At 73.5% G+C, this 20,269-nt stretch carries 18 protein-coding genes; 4 read left to right on the forward strand and 14 right to left on the reverse strand.

Going from position 1 to position 20,269, the window contains the following annotated elements; all coding sequences use genetic code 11:
* Positions 1 to 111: 111 nt before the first annotated feature.
* Together ACFYWG_RS05320 and ACFYWG_RS05325 are read left to right on the forward strand one after the other, a co-directional pair.
* Positions 112 to 972: a phosphatase PAP2 family protein gene (locus tag ACFYWG_RS05320; RefSeq protein WP_389199382.1), complete on the forward strand. Its 861-nt coding sequence runs from the start codon at positions 112 to 114 to the stop codon at positions 970 to 972.
* The gene (locus tag ACFYWG_RS05325) at positions 969 to 1,931 is read left to right on the forward strand and encodes a hypothetical protein (RefSeq protein WP_389199384.1); all 963 of its coding nucleotides are present in this window, start codon (positions 969 to 971) and stop codon (positions 1,929 to 1,931) included. Before ACFYWG_RS05320 ends, ACFYWG_RS05325 begins: the two co-directional genes overlap by 4 nt.
* On the opposite strand, the gene ACFYWG_RS05330 is transcribed toward ACFYWG_RS05325, so the two are convergent.
* From ACFYWG_RS05330 to ACFYWG_RS05395, 14 genes are all read right to left on the reverse strand, one after another.
* Positions 1,921 to 3,969 carry a phosphocholine-specific phospholipase C gene (locus ACFYWG_RS05330; protein ID WP_385420889.1) on the reverse strand — a complete coding sequence of 683 codons (2,049 nt, stop codon included), beginning with the start codon at positions 3,967 to 3,969 and terminating at the stop codon, positions 1,921 to 1,923. The genes ACFYWG_RS05325 and ACFYWG_RS05330 overlap by 11 nt on opposite strands.
* Before the next feature lie 298 nt (positions 3,970 to 4,267).
* Entirely contained in the window at positions 4,268 to 6,412 is a 2,145-nt protein-coding gene (locus ACFYWG_RS05335) for a discoidin domain-containing protein (RefSeq protein WP_389199386.1), read from the reverse strand.
* A gap of 77 nt (positions 6,413 to 6,489) precedes the next feature.
* The gene (locus ACFYWG_RS05340; RefSeq protein ID WP_389199388.1) at positions 6,490 to 8,079 is read right to left on the reverse strand and encodes a glycoside hydrolase family 13 protein; all 1,590 of its coding nucleotides are present in this window, start codon (positions 8,077 to 8,079) and stop codon (positions 6,490 to 6,492) included.
* Between the two features lie 35 nt (positions 8,080 to 8,114).
* Positions 8,115 to 8,978 (reverse strand): carbohydrate ABC transporter permease, encoded by an 864-nt coding sequence (locus tag ACFYWG_RS05345; RefSeq protein WP_389199391.1) that lies wholly within the window; start codon positions 8,976 to 8,978, stop codon positions 8,115 to 8,117.
* Complete coding sequence (locus tag ACFYWG_RS05350; RefSeq protein ID WP_389199393.1) at positions 8,975 to 9,952, reverse strand: carbohydrate ABC transporter permease; 978 nt, start codon at positions 9,950 to 9,952, stop codon at positions 8,975 to 8,977. The genes ACFYWG_RS05345 and ACFYWG_RS05350 overlap by 4 nt, the downstream gene beginning before the upstream one ends.
* A 5-nt stretch (positions 9,953 to 9,957) precedes the next feature.
* A complete protein-coding gene (locus ACFYWG_RS05355; protein ID WP_389199395.1) occupies positions 9,958 to 11,301 on the reverse strand; it encodes an ABC transporter substrate-binding protein in 1,344 nt (447 codons plus the stop codon).
* Positions 11,302 to 11,434: 133 nt separating this feature from the next.
* Positions 11,435 to 12,430 carry a LacI family DNA-binding transcriptional regulator gene (locus tag ACFYWG_RS05360; protein WP_376324359.1) on the reverse strand — a complete coding sequence of 332 codons (996 nt, stop codon included), beginning with the start codon at positions 12,428 to 12,430 and terminating at the stop codon, positions 11,435 to 11,437.
* Positions 12,431 to 12,487: 57 nt separating this feature from the next.
* Positions 12,488 to 13,159: a GntR family transcriptional regulator gene (locus ACFYWG_RS05365; RefSeq protein ID WP_389199398.1), complete on the reverse strand. Its 672-nt coding sequence runs from the start codon at positions 13,157 to 13,159 to the stop codon at positions 12,488 to 12,490.
* A gap of 34 nt (positions 13,160 to 13,193) precedes the next feature.
* Positions 13,194 to 14,195, reverse strand: a complete 1,002-nt coding sequence (locus ACFYWG_RS05370; RefSeq protein ID WP_385420904.1) for a proline racemase family protein — start codon at positions 14,193 to 14,195, stop codon at positions 13,194 to 13,196.
* 5 nt (positions 14,196 to 14,200) lie between these two features.
* Positions 14,201 to 15,091: a dihydrodipicolinate synthase family protein gene (locus ACFYWG_RS05375; RefSeq protein ID WP_385420906.1), complete on the reverse strand. Its 891-nt coding sequence runs from the start codon at positions 15,089 to 15,091 to the stop codon at positions 14,201 to 14,203.
* Positions 15,088 to 16,452 carry an FAD-dependent oxidoreductase gene (locus ACFYWG_RS05380; RefSeq protein ID WP_389199400.1) on the reverse strand — a complete coding sequence of 455 codons (1,365 nt, stop codon included), beginning with the start codon at positions 16,450 to 16,452 and terminating at the stop codon, positions 15,088 to 15,090. The genes ACFYWG_RS05375 and ACFYWG_RS05380 overlap by 4 nt, the downstream gene beginning before the upstream one ends.
* A complete protein-coding gene (locus tag ACFYWG_RS05385) occupies positions 16,449 to 16,757 on the reverse strand; it encodes a (2Fe-2S)-binding protein (RefSeq protein WP_385420910.1) in 309 nt (102 codons plus the stop codon). Before ACFYWG_RS05385 ends, ACFYWG_RS05380 begins: the two co-directional genes overlap by 4 nt.
* Positions 16,754 to 17,908: an NAD(P)/FAD-dependent oxidoreductase gene (locus ACFYWG_RS05390; RefSeq protein ID WP_383505478.1), complete on the reverse strand. Its 1,155-nt coding sequence runs from the start codon at positions 17,906 to 17,908 to the stop codon at positions 16,754 to 16,756. The genes ACFYWG_RS05385 and ACFYWG_RS05390 overlap by 4 nt, the downstream gene beginning before the upstream one ends.
* Before the next feature lie 94 nt (positions 17,909 to 18,002).
* A complete protein-coding gene (locus ACFYWG_RS05395; protein ID WP_389199403.1) occupies positions 18,003 to 18,662 on the reverse strand; it encodes a hypothetical protein in 660 nt (219 codons plus the stop codon).
* A gap of 238 nt (positions 18,663 to 18,900) precedes the next feature.
* Between ACFYWG_RS05395 and ACFYWG_RS05400 the strand changes: the two genes are divergently transcribed.
* Positions 18,901 to 19,560: a helix-turn-helix domain-containing protein gene (locus ACFYWG_RS05400; protein WP_376324341.1), complete on the forward strand. Its 660-nt coding sequence runs from the start codon at positions 18,901 to 18,903 to the stop codon at positions 19,558 to 19,560.
* Between the two features lie 32 nt (positions 19,561 to 19,592).
* A complete protein-coding gene (locus ACFYWG_RS05405) occupies positions 19,593 to 20,123 on the forward strand; it encodes a toxin-antitoxin system, toxin component (RefSeq protein ID WP_376324977.1) in 531 nt (176 codons plus the stop codon).
* The last annotated feature ends 146 nt before the right edge of the window (positions 20,124 to 20,269 follow it).

The following is a 20,269-nucleotide window of genomic DNA, read 5'->3' on the forward strand; positions in this document are numbered from 1 at the left end:
CTTCGCCTGTTCGATACGCCAGTGTACCGGTACGCAGACGTATCGGTACACTGGCGTATCGGTACGCTGTCGTACCGATAACAGCACCACCGTCACCGAAGGGGCCGGGGGATGAATGCCCGTACCGAGCCTGCGCCGGCGAAGCCCGACGCGATGACGCGGCCACCGCTCATCAGGGAGTTCCTGCTCGTCGCAGGGCTCTTCCTCGTCTACAAGTTCGGCCGGCGACTGGCCACGGGCCACACCGGTGAGGCCTTCCGCAACGCACACGACGTGTGGGACCTCGAGCGCGCGCTCCACCTGCCCGGCGAGGGGGCGGTGCAGTCCCTGCTGCTGCACGGCGACGGTGTGGTGCACCTGGCGAACACCTACTACGCGGCCGTCCACTTCCCCGCCACCGCCGCCTTCCTGGTCTGGCTGTACCTGCGCCGCCCGGCCCACTACCTGCGGGCGCGCCGGGTGCTGGCCGCTGTCACGGCGGCCGCCCTCGCGCTGCACCTGCTGTTCCCGCTGGCCCCGCCGCGCATGCTCGCCTCGGCCGGTCTGGTGGACACCGCGCGCGAGTTCGGCCCGTCGGTCTACGGCGATCCCGCGGCGGACTCCCTGTCGAACCAGTTCGCGGCGATGCCCTCGCTGCACTTCGGCTGGGCCCTGATGGTGGCGATCGGCCTGATGGCGGCGACCCGGTCGCGCCGGCGGTGGCTGTGGCTGCTGCACCCGGCGCTGACCCTGCTGGTCATCGTCGGCACCGCCAACCACTACTGGCTCGACGCGCTCGTCGCCGCCGCCCTGCTCGGACTCGCGCTCGCGGTGGTGCCCCCGGCGACCGCGTCCCTGCGGACCGCCCGGCCCTTGCGCCTCCGGCACCGCACCGCGGGCACGGCGGTCCGGGCGCAGCACGGGACCGCCCCGGACCGGGGCCCCGTCACGGCTTTGCCGGAGGAGCAGACGCTTGTGGGGGCGGGCCGGTGAACGCGATCCTCGTCGCCGTCGCCCTGTCCCTGGTCTCCGCCGTCGCGTACGCCGCCGCGGCCGTGGCGCAGGAGCGGCTCGCGTCCCGGTCCTCCGGCTCGGGCGCGCTGCGGCTGCTCGGCCGCGGCGCCTGGTGGTGCGCGGTCGCGCTCAACGCCGCCGCCGCACTGCTGCACGTAGTGGCGCTGCGGTACGGGCCGCTGACGGTGGTGCAGCCGCTCGGCGCGCTCACCCTGGTCGCGGCGGTGCCCCTGGGGGCGCGGCTGGCGGGCCGGCGGGTGAGCGGGGCCGAGTGGCGGGGCACCGCGCTGACGCTGCTGGGCCTCGCCGCGGTCCTGGTCACGGCGTCCGGACCGGCCCCGGACGACGTGCTGAGCGTGCCCGAGGCACTGGCGGTGGCGGGTGCCACCGCCGCCCTCATCGGGATGCTGTCCCGCCCGGGGGCCCGGCCCGGGCTGCGGCACGCGACCGCGTCGGGCCTGGCCTCGGGGGTCGCCTCGGCCCTCACCCAGACCGTGACGGTGGCCGCGACGGACCGGTCGGGCCCGGTGCTGAGCGTCCAGGTCGTCGGGGTGGCGCTGCTGGTGGCGGTGTTCGCGGCCGGCGGGCTGCTGCTGTCGCAGACGGCCTACCAGGGCGGTCTGGGCGGGCCGTTGGCCGTGGTGACCCTGGCCAACCCCCTGGCCGCCGCGGTGATCGGCCTGTCCCTGCTGGGCGAGCGCCTCCAGGGCGGCCCGGGCGGCGTGCTGCTGGCGCTCGCCGGGGCGTCGCTGGCCTCCTGGGGCGTGGTGCTGCTCAGCCGGGCGGCTCCCGCGGCGCCGGCTCACGCGGCGCCGGCCCCCGGCGACGGCCATCCGGTGGCCGCCGTGCTGGCCCTGGAGCCCGGTTCGGCCGCGCCCGAACCGGGCTGGGTGCCCCGGCCGCACGACCCGGGGCACCTGACTTGCGTCAGCCGGTGACGACGGCCGGGTCGCTCACACCCGGCCTGCCGTTCTCGACGTGACCGGCGAAGCGCCGCAGGAACGCCGTGTCGCCCTCGGCGGTGACCGTCAGGTCGTACCAGCGGTGGGCGGCGCTCTCGACGCGCCGGCGCACGGTGGCGCCCGGGCGCACGGTGACGGCCGTGGGCCGGCCGCCGTAGCCGCTCGCGACCTTCAGCCGCGCCGTGCCGGAACCCTTGTTGGTGAAGGTCAGTTCGACGTCGTCCCCGGTGTGGCGGGCGGTGACCTCGCAGCCCGCCGTCCGGTGGGCGCCCTTGAAGACCCGCACGAAACCGTTGGGTCCGTGCGCCGTCAGGTCGTAGGTGCCCGCCGAGTACGCCGAGTTCCAGGTGTCGGAGAGGCTCTTGCCCGCCTCGGTGGTGTACATCCACGGGCCGTCGGTGCGGTTGCCGGAGGTGACGTGGAAGGCGCCGCCCGCCGTGGTCCCGGTGGCGAAGGTGAGCGTGACCTTGCCCGCGGCGGTGTCGACGGAGGCGTCCACGTGCGGCGCGTACTTCAGCGGCCGGGTGCGGCGCAGGCCGCGCTCCTGGCGGGGCATGCGCGGGTCGGCGGGCGGGGCGGGCCGGTAGTCGGGGTGCCGCTCGCGGTCCTGTGGCTCGTAGGCGTCCGTGCCGGGGAGCGCGGCGGGGCGGGCGTCCTTGCGGGAGAAGTCGAACGCGGCGGTGAGGTCACCGCAGACGGCCCGGCGCCAGGGCGAGATGTTCGGCTCGCGCACGCCGAAGCGGCGTTCCATGAACCGCAGGATCGAGGTGTGGTCGAGGGTCTCGGAGCAGACGTAGCCGCCCTTGCTCCACGGGGAGACGACCAGCATCGGCACCCGCGGGCCGAGACCGTAGGGGCCGGCCGTCCTGCGGCCGTCGCCCGGGAAGAGGTCGAGGGAGACGTCGACGGTGGACAGACCCCGTGAGGCGTCCGCGGGGGGCAGCGGCGGGACGACGTGGTCGAAGAAGCCGTCGTTCTCGTCGTAGGTGATGAACAGGGCCGTCTTCGACCAGACCTCGGGGTTGGAGGTGAGGGCGTCCAGCACCTGGGCGATGTACCAGGCACCGTAGTTCGAGGGCCAGTTGGAGTGCTCGGAGAAGGCCTCGGGGGCGGCGATCCAGGAGATCCGGGGCAGCGTGCCGGCCTTGACGTCGGCGCGCAGGCGGTCGAAGTACCCGTCGCCGTTCTTGACGTCGGTGCCGGTGCGGGCCTTGTCGTACCAGGGCTCGCCGGGCCGGGCGTTGCGGTACCTGTTGAAATACAGCAGCGAGTTGTCGCCGTAGTTGCCGCGGTAGGCGTCCTGGATCCAGCCCCAGGAGCCCTGGGCGTCGAGGCCGTCGCCGATGTCCTGGTAGACCTTCCAGGACACGCCCGCCCGCTCCAGGCGCTCGGGGTAGGTCGTCCAGCCGTAGCCGAGCTCGGCGTTGTCCAGGACCGGGCCGCCGCCGGTGCCGTCGTTGCCGGTGTACCCGGACCACAGGTAGTAGCGGTTGGGGTCCGTGGAGCCGATGAACGAGCAGTGGTAGGCGTCGCACACGGTGAAGGCGTCGGCGAGGGCGTAGTGGAAGGGGATGTCCTCGCGGGTCAGGTAGGCCATGGTCGTGGTGCCCTTGGCGGGCACCCACCGGTCGTACCTGCCGCCGTTGTAGGCCTGCTGGCCGTCGGGCCAGGAGTGCGGCAGTCCCTCCAGGAACTGCATGCCGAGGTCGTCGGCGTCGGGGTGGAACGGCAGGATCTCCTTGCCGTCCTTCTCCTGGTGCCAGACCGGTTTGCCGTTGTCCAGGGTGACCGGGCGGGGGTCGCCGAAGCCGCGGACACCTCGCAGGGTGCCGAAGTAGTGGTCGAAGGACCGGTTCTCCTGCATGAGGACGACGATGTGCTCGACGTCCTGGATCGACCCGGTGCGGTGGTTCGCCGGGAGGGCGGCGGCGCGCTGGATGCTCGCGGACAGCGCGCCGAAGGCCGTGGTGGCCCCGGCGAGTTGGAGGAAGCGGCGCCGGTTGACGTCGGACATGAAGGACAGACCTCTCATCCTGAGATGCGGGAGGGCCGGCAGGTGACGGAAGCTGCGCGGAAGGAGTGTTTCAAGGACACCGAACGGCAAGGAAGGGGCCGGTGACGCTCGTGTGAAAGTCGCCGGTACGCCGGGTGAGCCGGGACTTTCCCCGCGGAGGGTGAGGGGCGTGACGCAGACGGCTCCCCCGCCGCGGCCGTCGGCGCGGAGCACTTCCCGCCCCGCGGCCCGCCGCCCTCCGGGTCCGGGCGGCGGGGCACGGGGCCCGCGCGCGAGACCGGGCGCGGTCAGGGCAGGGTCAGGACAGGTACGCCTCCACCTCGCTGAACTGAGCCGCCGGCCACCCGGTGTTGGCCGTCACCTGGAGTCGCAGGTGACGCAGGTTCGTCCCGGCGGGCAGAGCGAGGGTGACGGTGTTGCCGGTGGCCGGGTCGAAGCGGTGGTCCTTCGCGGCGGCCACGGTCGTCCAGGCCGAACCGTCCGTGCTGCCCAGCACGGACAGCGTCTGCGTCCGGGCCTGCCAGGCGGCCTGCGGCGGCAGCTTGAGCACCAGGCGCCGGACCGCCTGCGCGGAGCCCAGGTCGACGGTCAGGGACTGCGGGAAGGCCCGGTTGGCCGACTCCCAGTAGGTGTTCGCGTCGCCGTCGACCGCCTTGCCGGGCGTGTAGACGTCCTGGGAGCCGGTGGCCGTGGCCGGGCGGCCCTTGGCGAGGTTGCGGCCCGGGTCGGGGTCGGGGTTGCCCTGGCCGGGCTGCGGCCAGCTGGAGCAGTCGGACCAGGTGCTGTTCCAGCCGGAGTTGCCGCCGCCGTCGGTGAGGGTGAAGGTGCCCGAGCCGCTGGGGTAGGGGCAGTTGTAGACGCCGGCGGCGCCGACGCCGGACGCGGTGACGCCGCGGAAGGTGGCGGCGCCCGGGGTCTCCGCCTGGACGACGACCGTGCCCGTGTTGCGCACGCTCGCCCCGTCGACGGTGATGTTCCTCGCCGCGAAGCCGCGCCCGCTGCCGGAGACGAACTCGAAGGCGCTGTACGGGCTGTCGATGATCGTCGTGTCGGTGATCCGGACCTGGGCCTCGATGGCGCTGTCGTAGGAGTCGACCCGCAGGGCGCCCATCGGATGGTTCCAGTTGGGGTTCATCGCGCCGGTGCGCACGAGGGTGTTGCCGTCGACCGTGATCGTGCCGGCCAGCGGGTGGAAGGGGTCGAGGAACTTCTGGTTGGAGATGGCGATGCCGCTGCCGAGCGCGTTGGTGTCGGCGACCAGGTTGCCGCGCACGGTGATGTCCGTGCCGCCGTAGATCGCGATGCCGTTGGCGAGGTTGGGCTGGGTGATGGTGTTGTTCTCGAAGCTGCTGTCGACGTCCGGCGCGTTCAGCGACCACATGGCGAGCGCGTCGTCGCCCTGGTTGCGCAGGAAGTTCTGGCGTACCCGCACGCCGCGGGCGCTGCCGTTGAGGTTGAGCCCGTCGGCGGTCATGTCGAGGAAGCGGTTGTTCTCGACGACGAGGTTGTCGTTGTCGCCCATCAGCCACAGCCCGACCTTGAGGTGCTGCAGCCACATGCCGGAGACGGAACTGTTCGGCCCGAGCGAGCCGTTGACGAAGTTGTCCGGACTGGAGTCGACGCGCTCGGTGACCTCGCCCATCACCGCGAAGTCCTCGATGTGGACCTTCCCGGCGGAGCCGGACTGGTCGATGAAGCGGGAGGTGCGCACCACCGAGTGCCAGTGCCCGGCGCCCCGGAGGGTGACGTCCTGCACGCCGCTCAGGGACTGGGTGAGCCGGTACTCGCCCGGCGGGATCCAGACCACCCCGCCCCGGGCCGCCGCGACGGCGTCCCGGAAGGCCTGGGTGGAGTCGCCCCGGCCGCTGGGGTCGGCGCCCTTGGAGGTGACGGAGACCGACCCGGCGGGCTGGGACGCGGGCCCGGCGGCCTGCTCGAAGTCCGCCACGTCCACAGTCACCTCGACGTCCGCGGCCTGGAGGGCGACCTTGTCGCCCGCCTGGACGTTCTCTCCGAGCAGCATGCGCGTGTTGTCGTAGAAGTGGTGGGTTCTGGCGCCGGGGATCCAGGGCGTGTCGACGTACGAGTACTTCGACGTCACCGGCAGGGTCCGGGCGAGCTTGCGGCCGTTGACGTACACGTCGAGCGAGCCCGACCGGCCGTCGGGGACGCTGTAGGCGACGTTCAGCGCGTCGGCCGCCCGGGGCACGGTGAACTCGACGCGCTGCCCGGGAGCCAGGCGTACGGCCTGCCGCCCCGAGGCCTCGGACGCGAGGGTGCCCTGGGTGTGGTCGGGGCCGATCCGGGAACCGGTGCCGGCCGCCGACTCGGCCTCGACCGAGGTGAAGGGCAGGGTGGCGCCCGCCGCGGCCTGCGCCGGGACGGGCGCCAGGGCGACGAGGGTCCCGGCGGCGAGCGCCACGGCCGTCGCCATTGCTGGCATGCTCCTGACAGTTCGCTGAGTGTGCATGTGCTGATCCCTTCGTGGTGGGGGTACGGGGACAGCGAGGCGCCGCGGTCTCAGGCGCGCAGCCAGACCGCGGTGTCCTCGGGCAGCCGGCCCTCGGTGTCCAGCGGGCCGCTGGCGAGGAGGACGTGTGCACCGTCCGGCAGGGCGGCGGGGGCGGCGGCCAGGTTCACCAGGCACAGCGCGTCCGCCCGGCCGAACGCGAGGACTCCGTCGGGGGCCGGGAGCCAGGTGAGCGGCCCGTCGCCGAAGACCGGGCGCAGCCGGATCGCCTTCCGGTAGAGACCGAGCATCGACTCCGGGTCGCGGGCCTGCCGGTCGGCGGCGTACGCGGCCCAGCCCTCGGGCTGGGGCAGCCACGGCTCGCCCCCGAACCCGGCGTGGGGTGCCCCTTGCGTCCAGGGCAGCGGTACGCGGCAGCCGTCCCGGCCCGGGTCGGTGCCGCCGGAGCGGACGTGCATCGGGTCCTGGATGCGGTCCCGGGGGATGTCGGCCTCGGGCAGGCCCAGTTCCTCGCCCTGGTAGACGTAGGCCGCGCCGGGCAGGGCCAGCGACAGCAGGGCGGCGGCGCGCGCCCGGCGGGTGCCCAGCTCCAGGTCGCAGGGGATGCCGAAGGCCTTGGTGGCGAAGTCGAAGCCGGTGTCCTGACGGCCGTAGCGGGTGACGGTGCGGGTCACGTCGTGGTTGCACAGCACCCAGGTGGCGGGCGCGCCCACCGGGGCGTGCTCGGCGAGGGTCTCGTCGATGGACCGGCGCAGCCGGGCCGTGTCCCAGGGGCAGGTCATGAACGAGAAGTTGAAGGCGGTGTGCAGTTCGTCGGGGCGCAGGTAGCGGGCGAAGCGCTCGGTGTCCGGCAGCCACACCTCGCCGACGAACACGGCGCCGTACTCGTCGGCCACGGCCCGCCAGGAGCGGTAGACGTCGTGGAGTTCGTCGCGGTCGACGTAGGGGTGCGGGTCGCGGCCCTCGGTGAAGTCGGGCAGCAGGGGGTCCTTGACCAGCAGGGCGGCGGAGTCGATGCGCACTCCGGCGACGCCGCGCTCCATCCAGAACCGCAGGATGTCCTCGTGCTCCTGGCGGACCGCCGGGTGGGACCAGTTCAGGTCGGGCTGCTCGGGGGCGAACAGATGGAGGTACCAGGAGCCGTCGGCGATCCGGGTCCAGGCGGGGCCGCCGAACTCCGAACGCCAGTCGTTGGGCGGCAGTTCACCGTCGGCGCCCCGGCCCGGGCGGAAGTGGAACAGCTCCCGCTCGGGGCCGCCGGCGAGGGCGGCACGGAACCAGGGGTGCTGGTCGGAGACGTGGTTCGGGACGATGTCGACGAGGGTGCGGATGCCCAGCTGCAGGGCTTCGGCGATGAGCTTCTCGGCCTCGGCGAGGGTGCCGAACGCCGGGTCGATCACCCGGTAGTCGGCGACGTCGTAGCCGCCGTCCTTCATCGGGGAGAGGTACCAGGGCGTGAACCACAGGGCGTCCACGCCGAGGCCGGCGAGGTGGGGCAGGCGGGCGCGCACGCCCGCGAGGTCGCCGGTGCCGTCGCCGTCGCCGTCGGCGAAGCTGCGGACGTACACCTGGTAGACGACGGCGGAGCGCCACCAGTCGTCGGGGTGGGAGGGCGGGGAGGCAGGGGTGGGCTGTCCCACGGTCGGTGCCTTTCGTCGGAAGGGGGCCGGCGGCGTCAGCCCTTGGTGCTGCCCGCGCTGATGCCGGCGATGATGTGGCGCTGGAAGACGAGGAACAGCGCGACCATGGGGATGCTGGCGATCACCATGGCGGCGATGAGCACGGTCAGCTGGATGTTCTGCGACAGCTGGACGAGGGCCACGCTGATGGGCTGCTTGCCGGTGTCGGAGAAGACCATCAGCGGCCACAGGAAGTCCTGCCACACGGCGACCAGCGCGAAGATCGACACCACGCCCAGCACGGGCCGGGACATCGGCAGCACGATCGACCACAGCACGCGCAGCCGCCCGGCGCCGTCGATCTCGGCCGCCTCCAGGACGTCCCGCGGGATCTGGTCGAAGAACCGCTTGAGCAGGTAGAGGTTGAAGGCGTTGGCGACGGCCGGCAGCCAGACGGCGAGCGGGTCGTTGAGCAGGCCGAGGTCGGCGACGGTCAGGTACTTGGGGACGACGAGGGCCTGTGCCGGCACCATCAGGGTGGCCAGGATGCCGCCCAGGATCACGTTGCCGAAGGCGGGCTTCAGCTTGGACAGGGCGTAGGCGGCGGCGGTGCAGAACACCAGCTGGAACAGCCAGGCCCCGGCCGCCTGCACGACCGTGTTCCACAGGTGCGCCGGCAGTTGCATCAGGTCCCATGCGTCGGTGTAGCCGGCGAGCCGCCAGTCCTCGGGGACGAGGGTGGGCGGCGTGCGCGCCACCTCGTCCGCGGACTTCATCGCGCCGGTGACCATCCAATACACGGGGAAGAGGAAGGCGAGCGCGAACAGCAGGACGACGCCGGTGAACACGGTCCAGTACACGGCCCTGCCGCGCGGCCGGGCCAGGACGGCCGGGGAGACCAGGGTGCGGGTGCTGCTCATGCCGCCTCCCCCTCGGTCCGGGTCAGCCGAAGGTACCCGGCGGAGAACAGGCCCAGCAGCAGCAGGAGCATCACGCTCAGCGCGCAGGCCCCGCCGAAGTCGTTGTAGAGGAAGGCGTACTTGTAGATCAGGTACAGCACGGTGACCGTGGCGTTCTCCGGGCCGCCGCCCGTGATGACGAACGGTTCGGTGAACACCTGCATGGTGGCGATGATCTGAAGGAGCATCAGCATGAGGATCACGAACCGGGTCTGCGGGACGGTGACGTGCCGGACACGTTGCAGCAGGCTCGCGCCGTCGAGTTCGGCCGCCTCGTACAGCTCGCCGGGGACGGACTGCAGGGCGGCGAGGTAGATCAGGACGGTGCCGCCCATGTTGGCCCAGGTGGCGACGATCACGAGGGAGACCAGTGCGGTGTCGGCGCCGTTGGACCAGTTCGAGGTGGGCAGGTGCAGGAACCGGAGCACCTCGTTGGCCAGGCCGGCGCCGGGGTCGTAGAACCACTTCCACAGCAGGGCGCCGACCACCGGCGGGATCATCACCGGCAGGTAGACCACGACGCGGAAGAACGCCTTGGCGTGCCGCAGTTCGTTGAGGACGAGGGCCAGCACGAACGGGACGGCGAAGCCGATCAGCAGGGCGAGCAGGGTGAAGGTGAGGGTGTTGCGCCAGGCGGCGGCGAACTCGGGGTCCTGCACGACGCGGGTGAAGTTCGCGGTGCCGACCCACTCGGGGTCGGAGCCGGGCGTGTACTTCTGGAAGGCGATCACGACCGCGCGGATCGCCGGGTACCAGGAGAACAGGGCGAAGCAGAGCAGTCCGCCGAGGAGGAAGGCGTAGGCGCGGCCCTGGTCGGCGAGGCGGCGCCGTCCCCGGTCCCCTGCCGGGGACGGCGCCTGGACCGGGCGGACCGCGATCGCCGGGCCGTTGCGGTGTGCGGCGGTCTTCGTCGGGGTCGGCCCCGGGTGCCTCATCGGGCTCAGCCCCGGGCCAGGATGCCGTCGATCTTGCCGGAAGCGTCCTTCAGCAGCCGGTCGATGTCCGCGTCGCGCCGGGTGAGGACGGCGGAGACGACCCCGTCGAGAACGGAGTAGAGCTGCTGCGCGTGGGGCGGCTCGATCTTCATGTCGAGTGCCCGATTGCCGTCGAGGAACGGCTGGTAGTTCTCCACCGGGACGTTGGCGTTGGCCTTCTTGACCTGCTGGTCCCTGGCGTCGGCGGCGCCGGTGAACAGGCGCGGCTCGGGCAGTCCGACGGGGGCGTCGTGCTTCCTGGCGCGGGCGTAGTCGCCGAGGAAGCCGTCGCCGGGGGTGAGGAACATGTGGTCCAGCCACTTGAGTCCGGCGCGGATCTGGGCGGGGCTCGCCTTCTTGCTGATCATGTAGCCGTCACCGCCGACCAGGGTCGCCCGGCCGCCGGGCATGGGGGCGATGGCGATGTCCTCGTAGTCGGCGCCCTTCTCCTTGACCAGGATCGGGATGTTGTCGGGGGCGGCGAGGTACATGCCGAGCTTGCCCGAACCCATCAGCTGCTGCACGTCGTTGATGACGAGGAGCTGCTTGCTGCCCATCGACTCGTCGGTCCAGCGCATGTCGTGCAGGGTCCGCAGGACGGCCCGGCCCTCGGGGGTGTCGACCGTCGCCTTCTCACCGCCGGCGTCGACGACCTCGCCGCCCTGGGAGTACAGCTCGGCGGTGAAGTGCCAGCCGCCCTGGTTCTGGGCGCTGTAGTCGGCGTAACCGACGGTGCCGTCGCCCAGGCCGGCGATCTTCTTCGCGGCGCTGCGGACCTCGGGCCAGGTCGTCGGCGGCCGGTCGGGGTCGAGGCCGGCCTTCTCGAAGAGGGCCTTGTTGTAGATCAGGCCCATCGAGTAGCCGGTGCGCGGGACGCCGTAGACCTTGCCGTCGACGGTGTAGATGTCGCGCAACTGCTTCTGGAGGGTGCCGTAGCTCTTCAGCTCCTTCACGTACGGCGTGAGGTCGGCGGCCTGCCCGATGTCGACCACGTGCCGGGCATCGGTGAAGTAGGTGTAGAAGACGTCCTCCATCTGCCCGCCGGCCAGTTTCGCGTCGAACGTCTTGGGGTCCTGGCAGGGGAACGCGTCGTGCGGGACGACATCGATGTCCGGGTTCTGCTTCTCGAACGCGGCGACGTCCTCCTCGAAGAACGCGCGGTCGGTCCTGGCGCTCTTGGGCGGCATGCAGTTGACCGTGATGCGGGTCTTGCCACTGGCGGTGTCGCCGTCCCCGCCGCCGCAGGCGGTGAGCGCGAGCGCGCTGACGCCGATCGCGGCGACGGTACGGCGGATCCCGGTGCTTGTCATCGGTGAACCCCTTAGGGCAGGAGCGTGTGGACGCCTCAGGACGGAAGCGGGGGCGCCGCACACTCAAGCACCGGCGACATCCTCGTGCAAGATGTCGCGCGCAGTTTGAAATTTTCCGACAAGGAGGTGGATCTCAGGGGCGCGGCGCCTGGGCCGTCGATCCGCGCACCACCAGCTCGGGCTCGAACAGCAGCTCCTCGGCCGCCACCTGACCGCCGCCGATCTGGGTGCTGAGCAGTTCCACCACGGCCCTGCCCATGGCCTCGATGGGCTGGCGGACCGTGGTGAGCGGAGGCTCGGTGCAGTTCATCAGCGCGGAGTCGTCGTAGCCCACGACCGAGATGCGCGAGGGCACGTCGAGTCCCTTGCGGCGGGCGGCCCGCACGACGCCCAGGGCGAGCGGGTCGCTGGCGCAGATGAAGCCGGTGACACCCCGGTCGATGAGCCGGGCCGCCGCCGCGTGCCCGCCCTCGATGGAGAACATGGCGCGCGCCACGAACTCGTCGGGCACCTGCCCCACGGCCCGCACGGCGGCCAGTTTGCGTGCCGAGGGGACGTGGTCGGCGGGGCCCAGCACCAGCCCGATCCGCTCGTGCCCGAGGGAGGACAGGTGCCGCCAGGCCTGCTCGACCGCGACCGCGTCGTCGCAGGACACGCCGGGGAAGCCCAGATGCTCGATGGCGGCGTTGACCAGCACGACCGGGATGTGGCGCTCGGCGAGCTGCCGGTAGTGGTCGTGCGGGGCGTCGGCCTGGGCGTACAGTCCGCCGGCGAAGACCACGCCGGAGACCTGCTGCTGGAGCAGCAGTGTCACGTAGTCCGCCTCCGAGACGCCGCCGCGCGTCTGGGTGCACAGCACCGGGGTCAGCCCGAGCTGGGCCAGGGCGCCGCCGATGACCTCGGCGAACGCCGGGAAGATCGGGTTCTGCAGCTCGGGCAGGACCAGGCCGACCAGCCGGGCGCGCTCGCCGCGCAGCTGCGTGGGGCGCTCGTAGCCCAGCACGTCCAGGGCGGACAGCACGGCCTGCCGGGTCGGCTCGGAGACTCCGGGCTTGCCGTTGAGCACCCGGCTGACCGTGGCCTCGCTGACCCCGACCTTCTTCGCCACCTCGGCAAGTCGTCGCGTCATGCGCGCAAGACTAGCGCAAGTTACGCAAGCTGCTTGCGTAACTGCGCAAGCAGCGGGTCAGGGCGCGGCCCACATCCCTCGGACGTGCCCGAGGTGCCGGGTCATCACCGCGCGGACGGCCTCCTCGTCCCGGGCGAGCAGCGCGTCCAGGATCTCCAGGTGCTCCTCGGCGGACGCGCGCAGCCGTCCCTGCTCCACCAGGGCCGTCAGCCCGTACAGCCGCGAGCGGCGCCTGAGGTCCCGTACGACGTCCACGAGATGGCCGTTGCCGGCGAGGGCCAGCAGGCCGAGGTGGAAGCGCAGGTCGGCCTCGACGTAGGCGATGAGGTCGCCGTCGGCGGCGGAGGTGACGATCTCCTCGGCCACCGGCCGCAGCGCCCGGAGGGCCTCCGGATCGGCCGTGGCCGCGAGCACCGCCGTGGTGGGGATCTCGATCAGCCGCCGGACGTGCGTGTACTCGTCGAGCTGGCGCTCGGAGACGGCGGTGACCCGGAAGCCCTTGTTGGGCACGGTGTCGACCAGCCCCTCCTTGGCCAGGTCGAGCAGGGCCTCGCGCACGGGGGTGGCCGAGACGCCGAAGCGGGCGGCGAGGCCGGGCGCCGAGTAGACCTCGCCGGGGCGCAGTTCGCCGGCGATCAGGGCGGCCCGCAGCGCGTCCGCGACCCGCTCCCGGTGGCTGGGCTTCCTGCTGCCGAGCACGGGCAGGGCGGGGATGTGCTGCGGGGCCATGGCGGTCGGGGTTTCCTTTCCTGGTGGACGTGCGCTACAGGACGAACCCGGCCGGGAACGGGTCGTCGGGGTCGAGCAGGTACTGGGCGGTGCCGGTGATCCAGGCGCGTCCGGTGAAGCTGGGCAGGACGGCCGGGCGGCCGGCGACCTCGGTCGTGCCGAGCAGTCTGCCGGTGAAGCGGGTGCCGATGAAGGACTCGTTGACGAACTCGGTGTGCAGCGGGAGTTCACCGCGCGCGTGCAGCTGCGCCATCCGGGCACTGGTGCCGGTGCCGCAGGGCGAGCGGTCGAACCAGCCGGGGTGGATGGCCATGGCGTGCCGGGAGTGGCGTGCGGTGGAGCCGGGGGCCGCCAGGTACACGTGGTGCAGGCCGCGGATCGAGGGGTCCTCCGGGTGGACCGGCGGGTCCTCGGCGTTGACGGCGGCCATCAGCGACAGGCCCGCGGCGAGGATCTCGTCCTTGCGCGAGCGCTCGAAGGGCAGCCCGAACCGCTCCAAGGGCAGGACGGCGTAGAAGTTGCCGCCGAAGGCCAGGTCGTAGGTCACCGTCCGGCCGTCGGGCAGGACGGCCGTGCGGTCGAGGCCGACGGCGAAGGAGGGCACGTTGCGCAGGGTGACCTCCTTGGCGGCCCCGTCCTCGACGGCCACCTCGGCCACCACCGGGCCCGCCGGGGTGTCCAGGCGGATCGTGGTGACGGGCTCGACGGCCTCGACCATGCCGGTCTCGACGAGCACGGTGGCCACGCCGATGGTGCCGTGCCCGCACATCGGCAGGTAGCCGGAGACCTCGATGTACAGGACGCCCCAGTCGCAGTCGGGACGGGCCGGCGGCTGGAGGATCGCACCGCTCATGGCGGAGTGGCCGCGCGGCTCGTTCATCAGCAACTGCTTGACGTCGTCGCGGTGTTCGCGGAACCACAGCCGCCGCTCGTTCATGGTGGCGCCCGGGACGGTGCCGACACCGCCGGTGATCACCCGGGTCGGCATGCCCTCGGTGTGCGAGTCGACGGCGTGCAGGACCAGTCTGCTGCGCATGGCACCTACGCCCATCCGGCCGCGACGGCCTTCTCGGTGGCGGCCCGTACGGCGGCCTCCTGCTCGGGCAGCAGCGCCGCGCGGGGCGGACGGCAGGGGCCGCCGTGGCGGCCGACGAGGTCCATCGACGCCTTGATGGCCTGGACGAACTCGACCCGGGAGTCCCACCGCAGCAGCGGGTGCAGCAGCCGGTACAGCGGCAGCGCGGTGTCCAGGTCGCCGCCCGTCGCCGCCCGGTACAGCTCGACCGAGGCCCGCGGCAGCGCGTTCGGGTAGCCCGCGACCCAGCCCTTGGCGCCCGCGACGGCCAGCTCCAGCAGGACGTCGTCGGCGCCGGCCAGCAGGTCCAGTTCCGGGGCGAGTTCGGCGATCCGGTAGGCCCGGCGGACGTCGCCGGAGAACTCCTTCACGGCCTGGACGTGCCCCTCGCCGTGCAGCCGGGCGAGCAGCTCCGGCGCGAGGTCGACCTTGGTGTCGACGGGGTTGTTGTACGCCACGACCGGCAGGCCCGCCTTCGCGACCTCGGCGTAGTGGGCGAGCACGGAGCGCTCGTCGGCGCGGTAGGCGTTGGGCGGCAGCAGCATCACCGACCGGCAGCCGGCCTCGGCGGCCTGCTCGGCCCAGCGCCGGGACTCGGCCGAGCCGTAGGCGGCGACGCCGGGCATGACGCGCTCCCCGCCGACCGCGGCGACGGCCGTCTCGACGACCCGGGCACGCTCCTCGGGGGTGAGCACCTGGTACTCGCCGAGGGAGCCGTTGGGCACGACGCCGTCGCAGCCGTTGTCCACCAGCCAGGCGCAGTGCTCGGCGTAGCGGTCGTGGTTCACGGAGAGGTCGGGGTTCAGCGGGAGCGCGGTGGCGACGAGGACGCCCCGCCAGGGGCGGTGTCCGGTCATGACTGTCCCTTCTCGGTGTGTTGCCGTGCGAGGACGCCGAGCGGCACGGGCCGGGCGAACGGCCGCTTGGCCGCGGTGGGTTCGCAGCCGGCGAGGGCGGCGACCGCCGTGTGGCACATACGGCCCTGGCACCAGCCCATCCCGGCCCGGGTCAGCAGCTTCACGGTCCGCTCGTCGCCCGCGCCGAGGTCCAGGGCGCCGCGGACGTCGCCGGCGGTGACCTCCTCGCAGCGGCAGATCACCGTGTCGCCGGTGAGCTGCTCGGCCCAGTGGGCGGGCGGTGCCCAGGCGGTGCCGAGGGCCGCGGCGGACGTCCGCTGACGCGCACGCGACGCCAGGGCGGCGGCCGACGGGGCGGGGTCGGTGCCGCGCAGGCGGGCCGCGGCGGAGCAGCCGGCGATGTGGCCCTCGGCGAGGGCCAGGTCGGCCCCGCCGACGCCGGTGGTCTCCCCGGCCGCCCACACGCCGGGCACGTCGGTGCGCTGCTCGGCGTCGACGGCCACGCCGGGTCCGTCGACGCGGCAGCCCAGGGCGCGGGCGAGGTCGGTGTCAGGGACCAGGCCGTGGCCCACGGCCAGGGTGTCGCAGGCCAGGCGCCGCTCGGTGCCGGGCCGGACCCGGCCGTCGGCGTCGAGGGCGGCGACCGTGACGCCGGTCAGCCGGTCCTCGCCGTGGGCGCGGACGACGGTGTGGCGGGCCAGGACCGGGACACGGTGGCGCAGCAGCCGCGCCGCGTACCCGGCGCCCTCGGGGACCTTGCCGGCCAGGGCCCGCGCGTGGCGGGCGAGCCGTCCGGGGCCGGTGGACTCGACGAGGGCGGCGACCTCGACCCCGGCTTCGGCGAGGCCCGTCGCCACGGGCAGCAGCAGCGGCCCGGTCCCCGCGACGACGGCCCGGCGGCCCGGCACCACCAGCGCGCCCTTGAGCATCGCCTGCGCGCCCCCGGCGGCGAGCACCCCGGGCAGGGTCCAGCCGGGGAAGGGCAGGACCGTCTCGTGGCCGCCGGTGGCCAGGAGCACGGCCCGGGCGCGCACCTCGGCCGGTTCCTCCTGGCCGGGGCCGAGCAGGGCGTGCACGGTGAAGCCCCCGGGGGCCCGTTCGACGCACCAGACGTGATGGTCCGTCAGCACGTCCACGGCCGCGGTCGCGAGGCCGTCCCTCAGCCGCTCCCACGTCCGCCGCCGGTGGTGCGGCGCGTGGGGCCGGGTGGCACCGAGGCCGGCCGCGGGCTGCCGGAAGAACTGGCCGCCCGGCTCGGGAGCGGCGTCGACCAGCACGACGCGCACTCCGCGCGCGGCGGCGGCCAGGGCGGCGGCGAGCCCGGCCGGACCGGCCCCGATCACGGCGAGTTCGGCCTTCACGGTGTCCCTCCCGGGTGGCCGGAGCCGTCCTGCGTGGCGATCGTGTCGCCGGGCCGGGCCGGCACCAGGCAGGCCCGTTGGTCCGGCCGGCCGTTGACGGTCACCAGGCAGTCGAAGCAGACGCCGATCCCGCAGAACACCCCGCGCGGGCGGCCCCGGCCCCGGGTGGTGCGCCAGGAGGTGACGCCGGCCGTCCACAGCACCGCGGCGACCGTCTGCCCGGGCAGGGCCGGGACGGGGCGGCCGTCGAAGGTGACGGTGAACGCGGGGCCGGGCCGGGCGCCCGCCCGCTGCAGTGGATTCACGCGGCCTCCTCCGGGAAGCGGTCGGGCCGGAACGGCGCGAGGTCGAGGTCGGGGGGCTCACCGGTCAGGGCCCGGGCGATCAGCCGCCCGGTGCCGGTGGCGAGCCCGATGCCCGCGCCCTCGTGCCCGCACGCGTGGAGGAGGCCGGGCAGGCGGGGGTCGGGGCCGATGGCGGGCAGGTGATCGGGCAGGTACGGCCGGAATCCGGCGTAGGTGCGCAGGGCCCGGACGCCGGCGAGGAACGGGAAGAGCGCGGTCGCGCCCGCCGCGAGGGCCCGGACGGCCGGGAGCGACAACGACCGGTCGAAGCCGACCCGTTCGCGGCTGGCACCGATGAGGACCGGCCCCGCGGGCGTGCCCTCCACGACCGGGGAGGTCTGGAGCGCCGCCGAGTCGCTGGCCACGTCGGCGACGTAGTCCGCGGCGTACACCTTGTGCCGGATGCGGGGCGGCAACGGCTCGGTGACCAGGACGAAGCCGCGCCGGGGCAGGACGGGCAGCCCGACTCCGGCCCGGGCGGCCACCTCGGCGCCCCAGGTGCCGGCCGCGTTGACGACCGCGGGGGCGTGCAGGTCCCCCCGGTCGGTCCGCACGCCGCGCACCGCGCCACCGGATCCGCGCAGCACCCCGGTCACCTCCCGTCCCGTGAGCAGCCGGGCGCCGGAGGCCCGCAGGAGGTGCGCCGCCGCGAGGGCGGGCATCACCTGGGCGTCCTGCGGGTAGTGCATCCCGCCGGCGAGGCCGGGCGCCAGGTCGGGCTCCAGGTCGCGGAGCCGGCCGGCCGGGACGGGGACCGCCTCGACCCCGGCCGCCCGCTGCGCCGCGGCGAGCTTGTCCAGTCCGGCCAGGGCGCTGCCGCTGCGGGCGACGACGACACCGCCCTTGGGCTCGTACTCGACGGCCTTCCCCAGTCCCTCCAGCGCCAGTTCGGCCCACAGGCGGGCGGACAGCAGGGCCAGCTCGAGTTCGGGTCCGGGTTCCTTGTCGGAGACGAGGAGGTTGCCCTCCCCCGCGCCGGTTGTGCCGCCGGCCACCGGGCCGCGGTCCACGACGACGGGGCGCAGGCCGGCCCGGGCGGCGTACAGGGCGCAGGCGGCGCCGACCACTCCGGCGCCGACCACCACGACATCGCAGGTCAGCGGCTCGCTCACGTCAGTACTATGTCACACACCACAGGATCTGGGAACGGTGCCGCCACGGGAAGGGCCGGCGGGGTCGCGGTGCCGAAGTCCCCGGCCGCGCCGGTCAGTCGGCGGCGGGGACGACCCGGAGGTGGGAGGCCGTACGGCGGGGCCGGCGGTCGCGGGACGGCGTGCGACGCGCGTCACGCAGGACGAACGTGAGCCGGGTGCAGCCCAGTTCCTCCAGCGTCCGGGAGGTCTCGGCGACGATCCGGCACTCCAGGGCGCCCCGGCGCGGGTCCGGGTGCAGCAGCGGCCGCACGGCACCGTCCTGCTCGACGGCGCCCTCGCCGACCGAGCGGATCCAGTGCGGCAGGCCGTGCCGGTAGGCGGCCTCCATGATCGGGTCCTGGGCGATGTCCCGGCGGACGGCCTGGAGTCCGTGGTCGGGGCCGTGCGTGTCCACGGTCCGCGCGAAGTGCGCAAGCATGGGCAGGCACCAGCTGGACTCGTGGTCGCCGAGGACCGCGGGCGCGTCGGGGTGGAAGAGCACGAACCGCAGGAAGTTGTCGCCCGGCATCGCCGTCGAGTGCGGCCCGACGGCGGAGAAGAGTGACCGGAAGGCGCTGTTGGCCAGCACGACGTCCCAGCGGTGGTCGACGACGAGCGAGGGGGAGGCGACCGTCTCCAGCAGCCCGGCGTAGTCCTCCAGGTAGGCCTGGAGCTCGGGAGTCTCGGCGACGGGCCGCGGTGCCGGCCGCTGCCCTCCTGCCTGATATGCCATCGGGAGGTCACCCCTCTTGCCTGTGCGGCCCTGACGCGGCGCCCCGATCCTGCTGCCCCCGGCCGACGCGTGTCAACTATCGTGGCATTCCGTGGCTGTTGACGGCTGAAATTGGCCACAGTTGTGGCGAGACCTGGATGTGAGTTCGAGGCACCGGCTACGCTCCGGTCAGTTCACGCCGGGGTAGGTCACGGCATCCATGTGTGAGAAGCCTGTGAGAGACGTAGGAGATCTGTCGGTGACGGGTGGCTTCGTCGAAGGTCCGGGCGCCACGCAGACGGTTGTGCTGCCGGCCGTCGTCTCCCGTGTCACCGCGCTCGCCGACCGGCTCGGAGTGCCGCACGCCGAGGTCTTCGACACCGGCCGGCTGTCCGTGGCCTCCGGGGTCCCGGAGTCCGTGGTGAAGTCGCTGCTCAGCGGCAGGCCGGCCGGTGAACCGGACGTGCAGGCGAGATTTCTGCAGCGTCTGGACCTGCTGCGCCGCACCCGGCTCAAGCCCAACGGCCGCAGATACACCCAGCAGGAGATCGCCGACGGTGCGGGCATGTCCCGCCAGCAGGCCGGCGCCCTCATCAACGGCGACCGGCGGCCGACCATGGAGCACTGCGACGCGCTGCAGCGGTTCTTCCGGGTGCACGCCGGGTTCCTGACCGCCGAGGACGCCGAGGCCCTGGTGAGCGCTCTGCAGCACACCGAGCAGGAGTTGCTGCAGAAGCTCGCCGACCGGGAACGGCAGGCGGCCGCGGCGGTCGACGACCCGCTGGAGCGGCTGCTGCAGGACCACGGCGTGCGCGGCATCGCCTGGCGTGCCGCGCAGCTGCCCACCGACCAGCACCGCGACAAGGTCGCGGAGTGGCTGGACATGCTCCTGGAGAGCGTCAAGCGGCCCGAGTCGTGACCGTGGGGAGAACTGTGGGCATCGGTAGGGAAATGCGCCGCCTGTGCGGCGAGCTGGTCGCGGAACTGACCCTCCCCGCGCCGGCGCGTCCGGACGAGCTGTACGCCGCGCTGTGCGACGGCATGAGCAGACGCCGCGGCCGCCCCGTCCGCTTCCGTACGGCCGCCTTCCCGCCCGGTACCGCGAGCGGGCTGTGGCTCGACATGGCCGAGCAGGACCTGGTGGTGATCGAGGAACGCACGGCCCCCGACCATCAGTTGGTGATCCTGGGCCACGAGCTGTGGCACATGAAGGCGGGGCACTGCTCCCACCACGTCGAGGGCGCCGCGGTCGCGGCCCGGCTGCTCGACGACCGCGCCGACCTGCAGGCGACCGTGCTGAAGGTCGCCGCGCGCACCCGGTTCGACCTGGACGACGAGCGGGAGGCGGAGAGCTTCGGGCTGCTCCTCGCCAGCAAGTGCCGGGCGTGGCTGGCGGGTTCCGCCTCGCGCGGGCCGGTGCAGCGCGACCATCTGGCCGGGCGCATCGAGGCGTCCCTGGGGTACCGGGGCCCGCAGGGCTGACGGCCGCCCGCGCCGGTGGGGGTGGTCGCGTCTGCGCCGAGCGGGCGAACCGGAGGGCGGCGGGACCGGATTGTCAGTGGTGGGCGGCAAGCTGGGGGTGCGCACCGCTGTGCGGGGCGTCGTGCCCTCGCGGGCGCGGGACCGAT

Origin of the sequence: Streptomyces sp. NPDC003456, from assembly GCF_042878735.1 — a bacterium.
GTDB lineage: Bacteria > Actinomycetota > Actinomycetes > Streptomycetales > Streptomycetaceae > Streptomyces.